The sequence below is a fragment of the Roseomonas sp. TAS13 genome (assembly GCF_001950415.1).
Classification (GTDB): Bacteria; Pseudomonadota; Alphaproteobacteria; order Acetobacterales; family Acetobacteraceae; genus Roseomonas; species Roseomonas mucosa.
Genome location: NZ_BDLP01000287.1, coordinates 1 through 5,769, shown reverse-complemented (window position 1 = coordinate 5,769; position 5,769 = coordinate 1). Strand labels below are relative to the sequence as shown.

The following is a 5,769-nucleotide window of genomic DNA, read 5'->3' as shown; positions in this document are numbered from 1 at the left end:
GCCTGCTGGCCGCCCTGCGCGCGCTCGATTCCGGCGCCGTGCCGATGCGCCTCGTGGTCCTTCGCCCGGCCGGCTCCGCGCCCTTCGCCGTGGAAGGCGCCACGGTGCTGGAGGATGCGGAGGGCCTGGCCTGGGAACGCTACGATGGCGGGGAAGGGGGCTTCTATCTCCTCCGCCCCGACCAGCATGTCTGCGCCCGCTGGCGCACCGCCGACCCCGCCCGCATCCTGGCCGCGCTCGCCCGCGCCAGCGGCAATGCCTGAAGGGACGCCCGCCATGCCCGGCACGCTGAACACCGAACCCAACCTCGATGCGCCGGACGACTTCTACGCCGCCCTGGTCGATGCCCAGCGCGGCCTCACCCCGGCGCAAAGCCAGCAGGTCAATGCGCGCCTCGTCCTGCTTCTTGCCAACCATATCGGCGATGCCCGGGTGCTGGAGCAGGCCCTGGCCCGTGCCCGCCAGGGCATCCTCCCCGCCGGCGCCGACGAGACCCTGCGCGTCACGCAATGAAGCGTGGCACGAACCGAACAGAACGAGGACCACGCCATGTCATTCGCCAGCACCACGGACCTCGCCGAGAAGAAGGTCTCCTTCGAGGAGCTCGGCCCCGGCCTCTACGGCTACACCGCCGAGGGCGACCCCAATTCCGGCGTGATCATCGGCGACGATTCCGTGCTGGTGGTGGATGCCCAGGCGACGCCGCGCATGGCGCAGGACGTGATCGCCCGCATCCGCACCGTGACCGACAAGCCGGTGAAGCACGTGGTGCTCTCGCACTACCACGCCGTGCGGGTGCTCGGCGCCTCGGGCTACGAGGGCGCGGAGATCATCGCCTCCGACGTCACGCGCGACATGATCGTGGAACGCGGCCAGCAGGACATGGACAGCGAGATCGGCCGCTTCCCGCGCCTGTTCCGGGGCAAGGAAAGCATCCCCGGCCTCACCTGGCCCCACATCACCTTCCAGCGGAAGATGACGCTCTGGCTCGGCCGGCGGGAGGTGCAGATCATCCACATCGGCCGCTCCCACACGGCGGGCGACACGGTGGTCTGGCTGCCGGAGGAGCGCGTGGCCTTCGCCGGCGACACGGTGGAATTCGGCGCCACCCCCTATTGCGGCGACGCGCATTTCACCGACTGGCCGGACACGCTGGCGGCGCTGAAGGCGCTGGGGCCCAGGGCCATGGTGCCGGGCCGCGGCCGCTCGCTGCTCACGGAGGCCGATATCGCGGAAGGCATCGAGGGCACCGCCTCCTTCACCACCGACCTCTTCCGCATCGCGAAGGAAGGCGTGGCCGCCGGCCAGGAGCTCGGCGAGATCTACGCGGCCGCCATGGAACGGATGCGCCCGAAATACGGCCACTGGGTCATCTTCGAGCACTGCATGCCCTTCAACGTCAGCCGCGCCTATGACGAGGCGCGCGGCCTCGACCGCCCGCAGATCTGGACCGCCGAGCGGGACGTGGAGATGTGGCGCGCCCTGGAAGGCAGCCGCCCGGTGAAATCCGCCGAGCTGGAGGGCTGATCCCGCTCAGCCCGCCTCTTCCTCCGCCTCCCCGTGCCCGGCTTCCTCGCCCAGCATCTCGCGCGCCCGCGCGCCGATCTTGTCGAGGATGCCGTCGAGCTGCCGCCGCTCCGCCTCGGTCAGCGCCGAGGCCAGCGCCGCCTGCAGCGTCAGGGCCAGCGGCACGATCTGGCGATAGGTCGCCAGCCCCTGCCGCGTCAGGCTCAGGATCTGCGCCCGCTGGTCGCGCGGATGCGCGCGGCGGTCCAGCAGCCCCTTGTCGGCGAGGCGGATCACGGCGCGGCTGACCCGCACCCGGTCCATGCCGGTGCGCTCGATCACCTCCTGCGTGGTGGGCGAGCCCTGTTCGCCCACCACCGCCACCACGCGCCATTCCGGGATGCTGAGGCCGAAGCGTTCCTGGTAGCGGGTGGCGAAGAGGCCGCTCACCGCCTCCGTCACCACCGACAGGCGATAGGGGAGGAACTCCCCCAGGACCAGCGGGCGGGGGGCCTCCGCACCGGCTTCCGCCGCTCTGGTCCCGGACCGCGCCGCGCGGGCCGCATTTCGTGCTTTCGATATCATATGAGACGATATAAAATCCCTTGCCGAACCATCATAACCGGCTCTGACCCGGATCGGGAGCAAGACGCATGAACCAGACCGTGAAGCCCGCGCTGGCCCCCTCGATGGCGGCACCGTCCACCGCGGCGAACCAGGCGGCCTACCTGTCCGGCTTCGGCAACGGCTTCGAGACGGAGGCCCTGCCGGGCGCCCTGCCCATCGGCCGCAACTCGCCGCAGCGCTGCGCCTACGGCCTCTATGCCGAACAGCTTTCCGGCTCCCCCTTCACCGCGCCGCGCGCCACCAACGAGCGTTCCTGGCTCTACCGCATCCGCCCGACCGTGACGCATTGGGGCCGGTTCCGGAAGATCGACGCCGGCCTCTGGCGCACCGCGCCCTGCACCGAGGTGGAGATGGCGCCGGCCCCGCTGCGCTGGGACCCGGTCCCGCTGCCGGAGGGGCAGGGCACGGGCTTCCTGGAAGGCATCCGCACCATCACCACGGCCGGCGATGCGGCGACCCAGGCGGGCATGGGCACCCATCTCTATCTCGTCACCCGCTCCATGCGCGACGAGTATTTCTACAACGCCGATGGCGAGATGCTCTTCGTGCCGCAGCAGGGCGATCTGCGGCTCTGGACCGAATTCGGCATCATCGACATCGAGCCGGGCGAGATCGCGGTGATCCCGCGCGGCGTGAAGCTCCGCGTGGAACTGCATGACGAACAGCCGGCGCGCGGCTATCTCTGCGAGAACTACGGCGGCGCCTTCACCCTGCCGGACCGTGGCCCGATCGGCGCCAACTGCCTGGCCAACCCGCGCGACTTCCTGACCCCCGTGGCGGCCTACGAGGACCGCGACGCGCCCTCGACCCTCACCATCAAGTGGGGCGGCAGCCTGTGGCGCGCGGAGATCGCGCATTCGCCGCTCGACGTGGTCGCCTGGCACGGCAACTACGCCCCCTACAAATACGACCTGCGCCGCTATTCGCCGGTCGGCCCGATCCTCTTCGACCACGCCGACCCCTCGATCTTCACCGTGCTCACCTCGCCCTCCGAGACCCCCGGCACGGCGAACATCGACTTCGTCATCTTCCCCGACCGTTGGCTGGTGGCCGAGAACACCTTCCGTCCGCCCTGGTACCACATGAACGTGATGAGCGAGTTCATGGGCCTGATCTACGGCGTCTATGACGCCAAGACCGGCGGCGGCTTCGCGCCGGGCGGCTTCTCCCTGCACAACACCATGCTGCCGCACGGGCCCGACCAGCCTTCCTTCGAGAAGGCGAGCAGCGCCGAGCTCAAGCCGCACAAGCTGGAAGGCACGCTGGCCTTCATGTTCGAGACCCGCTTCCCGCAGCGCGTCACCCGCTTCGCCGCCGAGGCGCCGCAGTTGCAGTCCGACTACGCCGGCTACGGCCTGGGCCTGCGCAAGAACTTCGACCCGAGCCGACCCTGAGCAGCCGCACCGTGAGAGACAGCATGACAGAGACCGCCCCCGACGCCACCCACGACCCCGCGCGCCGCTCCTGGGTGCCGGGGGCGGACGGGCACGCGGATTTCCCGATCCAGAACCTGCCCCTCGGCATCTTCTCCCCGCCGGGCGGTGCGCCGCGCGGCGGCGTGGCGATCGGCGACCAGGTGCTGGACCTCCCGGCTGCGCTGGCCGCCGGACTCTTCGCCGGGGAGGCCGCCCGGGCGGCCGGGGCCGCTTCCGCCAAAACGCTGAACAGCTTCTTCGCCCTCGGCGCCGGCCCGCGCCGCGCCCTGCGCGTCCGCCTGTCGGAGATCCTGTCGCTGGGCAGCGACGACCGCGCCCGGGCCGAGCCCTGCCTGCGGCCCGCGGCGGACTGCACCCTGCACCTGCCGGCGCAGGTCGGCGACTACACGGATTTCTACGTCGGCATCCACCACGCCACCAACATCGGCAAGGTCTTCCGCCCCGACAATCCGCTGCTGCCGAACTACAAGTACGTGCCCATCGGCTATCACGGCCGCGCCTCCTCGCTGCGCGTCTCGGGCACCGGCATCCGCCGGCCGAAGGGCCAGTTGAAAGCGCCGGAGGCCGAGGCGCCGCGCTTCGCCCCCTGCGAGCGGCTGGACTACGAGCTGGAGCTCGGCATCTGGGTCGGCCCCGGCAACGAGCTCGGGGAACCTGTCCCGGTGGGCGAGGCGGCCTCGCATGTCGCGGGCTACTGCCTGCTCAACGACTGGTCGGCGCGCGACATCCAGGCCTGGGAATACCAGCCCCTCGGCCCCTTCCTGGCCAAGAACTTCGGCAGCACGCTCTCGCCCTGGGTGGTGACGCCGGAGGCCCTGGCCCCCTTCCGCATCGCCCAGCCGCCGCGCCCCGAGGGCGACCCGGCCCCGCTGCCCTATCTGCTGGACGAGGCCGACCAGCGCGCCGGTGCCTTCGACCTGGAGCTGGAGGTGCTGCTCGCCACGGCCCGGATGCGCGAGCAGGGGCTGCCGCCGCACCGCGTCTCGCTGTCCAACACGCGGCACATGTACTGGACCGTGGCGCAGATGATCGCGCACCATACCAGCAACGGCTGCAACCTGCAGCCGGGCGACCTGCTGGGCTCCGGCACGATCTCCGCGCCTGATCCCACGGGCTTCGGCTCGCTGCTGGAAACCACGCGCGGCGGCAGGGAGCCGCTGGTGCTGCCTTCCGGCGAGAGCCGCCGCTTCCTGGAGGATGGCGACGAGGTCACGCTGCGCCTGCGCGCCCGCCGCGACGGCGCCGCCCCCATCGGCTTCGGCGAGTGCCGCGCCACGATCCTTCCGGCCCGCTGACCTTGGCGAAAGGCGAGACGATGCGCCTGCATGGCTACTTCCGCTCCTCCGCCGCCTGGCGCGTGCGGATCGCCCTGAACCTGAAGGGCCTCCGCCCCGGCCAGGCCTTCCACCACCTGCGCCATGGCGGGCAGCGGGCGCCGGACTATCTCCGCCTGAACCCCCAGGGCCTGGTGCCCGCCCTGGAGACCGGCGAGGGGACGGTCCTCACCCAGTCCCTGGCCATCTGCGAATGGCTGGAGGAAGGCTGGCCCGAGCCGCCGCTGCTGCCCTCGGGGCGCGACGCCCGCGCCCGGGTCCGCGCCTTCGCCCAGGTCATCGCCTGCGACACCCATCCGGTGCAGAACCTCAAGGTCCTGGCCCGGCTGCGCGGCCTGGGCCTGCCGGAGGAGGAGGTCACCGCCTGGGCCCGCTGGGCGATCGGCGAGGGCCTCGCCGCCTGCGAAGCGCTGATCCGTGGCGAGCCCGGCCCCTTCTGCTTCGGCGCGGCCCCGACCCTGGCCGACATCGCGCTGGTGCCGCAGCTCGGCAATGCCCGCCGCTTCCGCTGCGACCTCACGGCCCTGCCGCGCCTCCTGGCGGCGGAGGCGGCCTGCAACGCCCTTCCGGCCTTCGCCGAGGCCGCCCCGGACCGCCAGCCCGACGCGGAATAGTACGAACGGCGGAATGCACCGGGGCCATCCCCGGGGGAGAGGCCCTGCCTCTCCGCCCGGACCCCCTCACCGCCAGGACACTGCGTGCCCTGGACCCGATGTGTTGGCGCTTCCGGCAAAGGCCAGTTCCTGGGGCTGATCCCGCCAGGCAAGCGGAAACAGCGGGAGCCGGATGAAGGAAACATCCTCTCCGCGCGTGGCTGTCTCTTGATCACAAGTCTCGACGTCAGCATAGAGAGGTGTAGATCTCGG

Annotated in this window: 6 protein-coding genes and 1 pseudogene; 6 read left to right on the top strand and 1 reads right to left on the bottom strand. The window is 71.4% G+C overall.

Going from position 1 to position 5,769, the window contains the following annotated elements; translation table 11 throughout:
* From ROTAS13_RS18245 to ROTAS13_RS18235, 3 genes and pseudogenes are all read left to right on the top strand, one after another.
* Positions 1-263: pseudogene (locus ROTAS13_RS18245) on the top strand (FAD-dependent oxidoreductase); the annotation flags it as partial.
* A 13-nt stretch (positions 264-276) separates the two neighbouring features.
* A complete protein-coding gene (locus ROTAS13_RS18240) occupies positions 277-513 on the top strand; it encodes a DUF2783 domain-containing protein (protein WP_019462150.1) in 237 nt (78 codons plus the stop codon).
* Between the two features lie 36 nt (positions 514-549).
* Positions 550-1,527, top strand: coding sequence for an MBL fold metallo-hydrolase (locus ROTAS13_RS18235; RefSeq protein WP_058390097.1), 978 nt, complete (start codon positions 550-552; stop codon positions 1,525-1,527).
* 6 nt (positions 1,528-1,533) lie between these two features.
* On the opposite strand, the gene ROTAS13_RS18230 is transcribed toward ROTAS13_RS18235, so the two are convergent.
* A complete protein-coding gene (locus ROTAS13_RS18230; protein ID WP_019462148.1) occupies positions 1,534-2,091 on the bottom strand; it encodes a MarR family winged helix-turn-helix transcriptional regulator in 558 nt (185 codons plus the stop codon).
* A 68-nt stretch (positions 2,092-2,159) separates the two neighbouring features.
* Between ROTAS13_RS18230 and hmgA the strand changes: the two genes are divergently transcribed.
* The 3 genes from hmgA to maiA are packed head-to-tail and all read left to right on the top strand — an operon-like array spanning position 2,160 to position 5,517.
* Complete coding sequence (gene hmgA, locus ROTAS13_RS18225) at positions 2,160-3,527, top strand: homogentisate 1,2-dioxygenase (protein WP_058390098.1); 1,368 nt, start codon at positions 2,160-2,162, stop codon at positions 3,525-3,527.
* A gap of 23 nt (positions 3,528-3,550) precedes the next feature.
* The gene (gene fahA / locus ROTAS13_RS18220) at positions 3,551-4,864 is read left to right on the top strand and encodes a fumarylacetoacetase (protein WP_019462146.1); all 1,314 of its coding nucleotides are present in this window, start codon (positions 3,551-3,553) and stop codon (positions 4,862-4,864) included.
* A gap of 20 nt (positions 4,865-4,884) precedes the next feature.
* A complete protein-coding gene (gene maiA, locus ROTAS13_RS18215; protein ID WP_026033386.1) occupies positions 4,885-5,517 on the top strand; it encodes a maleylacetoacetate isomerase in 633 nt (210 codons plus the stop codon).
* The last annotated feature ends 252 nt before the right edge of the window (positions 5,518-5,769 follow it).

Excerpts from the sequence above, each read along its gene's own strand:
- ROTAS13_RS18230 (WP_019462148.1), bottom strand. The coding sequence starts at position 2,091 with ATGATATCGAAAGCACGAAATGCGGCCCGCGCGGCGCGGTCCGGGACC.
- ROTAS13_RS18240 (WP_019462150.1), top strand. The coding sequence starts at position 277 with ATGCCCGGCACGCTGAACACCGAACCCAACCTCGATGCGCCGGACGAC.
- maiA (WP_026033386.1), top strand. The coding sequence starts at position 4,885 with ATGCGCCTGCATGGCTACTTCCGCTCCTCCGCCGCCTGGCGCGTGCGG.
- hmgA (WP_058390098.1), top strand. The coding sequence starts at position 2,160 with ATGAACCAGACCGTGAAGCCCGCGCTGGCCCCCTCGATGGCGGCACCG.
- ROTAS13_RS18235 (WP_058390097.1), top strand. The coding sequence starts at position 550 with ATGTCATTCGCCAGCACCACGGACCTCGCCGAGAAGAAGGTCTCCTTC.
- fahA (WP_019462146.1), top strand. The coding sequence starts at position 3,551 with ATGACAGAGACCGCCCCCGACGCCACCCACGACCCCGCGCGCCGCTCC.